This window comes from Bradyrhizobium sp. (genome assembly GCF_049691595.1).
Taxonomy (GTDB): Bacteria; Pseudomonadota; Alphaproteobacteria; order Rhizobiales; family Xanthobacteraceae; genus Bradyrhizobium.
The window spans coordinates 1-1607 of the sequence record NZ_JBAVNZ010000324.1 but is presented as its reverse complement, the minus strand read 5'-3'; the positions used below and the strand labels follow the sequence as shown (position 1 = coordinate 1607).

4 protein-coding genes are annotated in these 1607 nt (G+C 63.2%); all 4 read right to left on the bottom strand.

Annotated features, from left to right (window positions below; all coding sequences use genetic code 11):
• Window positions 1-320, bottom strand: a 320-nt coding sequence (rplV, locus tag WCE35_RS14220; RefSeq protein WP_424593978.1) for a 50S ribosomal protein L22, incomplete at its 3' end; no start/stop codon positions are given.
• Window positions 321-330: 10 nt separating this feature from the next.
• Entirely contained in the window at window positions 331-609 is a 279-nt protein-coding gene (gene rpsS, locus WCE35_RS14215) for a 30S ribosomal protein S19 (protein ID WP_213741999.1), read from the bottom strand.
• 12 nt (window positions 610-621) lie between these two features.
• A complete protein-coding gene (gene rplB / locus WCE35_RS14210) occupies window positions 622-1455 on the bottom strand; it encodes a 50S ribosomal protein L2 (RefSeq protein ID WP_424593977.1) in 834 nt (277 codons plus the stop codon).
• Between the two features lie 12 nt (window positions 1456-1467).
• Window positions 1468-1607: 50S ribosomal protein L23 (gene rplW, locus WCE35_RS14205; protein ID WP_424593979.1), on the bottom strand; the 140-nt coding region annotated here is incomplete at its 5' end.

The window sequence follows — 1607 nt, the reverse complement described above, 5'->3', positions numbered from 1 at the left end:
CGTCCCGAACGGCCACGGCCGCGCGGTGCGAAACGCTTCATCACGATGCCCTTGCCGACATGGGCCTCGGAGACGATCAGGTCGTCGACCTCGAGGTCATGGTTGTTTTCGGCGTTGGCGATCGCGGACTCCAGACACTTCTTGACGTCGACCGCGATCCGCTTGCGCGAAAACTGCAGATCGGCAAGTGCTGCCGAAGCCTTCCTGCCGCGGATCAGTTGCGCGACAAGATTCAGCTTCTGCGGGCTTACGCGCAGCATCCGGGCGATTGCCTTGGCCTCGTTATCCGGGAGGCTCCGTTCGCGCTTTGGTTTGCTCATCGCTTAGTCCTCAAGCCTTTTTGGCTTTCTTGTCGCCAGAATGGCCGTGGAAGGTCCGCGTCGGCGAGAACTCGCCGAACTTGTGGCCCACCATTTCCTCGTTGACCGATACCGGCACATGCTTCTGGCCGTTGTAGACGCCGAACACCAGGCCGACGAACTGCGGCAGGATGGTCGAGCGGCGGCTCCAGATCTTGATCACGTCATGACGGCCGGACGCACGTGCGACGTCTGCCTTCTTGAGCAGCGAGCCTTCAACGAACGGGCCTTTCCAGACTGAACGAACCATGTCCGGCGTTCCTTACTTCTTCCGCTTGTGGCGGCTTAGGAGAATGAATTTGTTGGTCGACTTGTTGGAGCGGGTCTTCTTGCCCTTGGTCGGCTTGCCCCACGGGGTCACCGGGTGACGCCCGCCGGAGGTGCGGCCTTCGCCGCCGCCATGCGGGTGATCGATCGGGTTCATGACGACGCCGCGATTGTGCGGACGCCAGCCCAGCCAGCGGGTGCGGCCGGCCTTGCCGATCGAGATGTTCATGTGATCGGGATTGGACACCGCGCCGATGGTGCCGCGGCAGCGGCCGTGCACCAGGCGCTGCTCGCCGGAGTTCAGGCGGACGATGACGTAGTCATGGTCGCGGCCGACGATCTGGGCGTAGGTGCCGGCGGAACGCGCGAGCTGGCCGCCCTTGCCGATCTTGAGCTCGATGTTGTGGATGATGGTGCCGACCGGCATGTTGCCGAGCGGCATGACATTGCCGGGCTTGACGTCGACATGGTTGCCGGCAAGCACGGTGTCGCCCGCAGCCAGCCGCTGCGGCGCCAGGATATAGGCCTGCTCGCCGTCCTGATACTTGATCAGCGCGATGAAGGCGGTGCGGTTCGGATCGTATTCCAGCCGCTCGACGGTCGCGGGAGCGTCGACCTTGTCGCGCTTGAAGTCGACGGTGCGGTAGGCCTTCTTGTGGCCGCCGCCGCGGAAGCGAACGGTGATACGGCCGGTATTGTTGCGGCCGCCATTGCCGAGCTTGCCCTCGGTCAACGCCTTGACCGGCTTGCCCTTGTAGAGCGCCGAACGATCGACCATCACCAGCTGGCGCTGGCCCGGCGTCGTGGGATTGTATGTTTTCAATGCCATCGATGTATCGCCTTATAGTCCGGTGGTGACGTCGATGCGGTGGCCCTCTTCGAGGGTCACGATCGCCCGCTTCACATCCGACTGCGAACCGAAATTGCCGCGAAACACCTTGGTCTTGCCCTTGCGCACCAGCGTGTTCACGCTCTTGACCT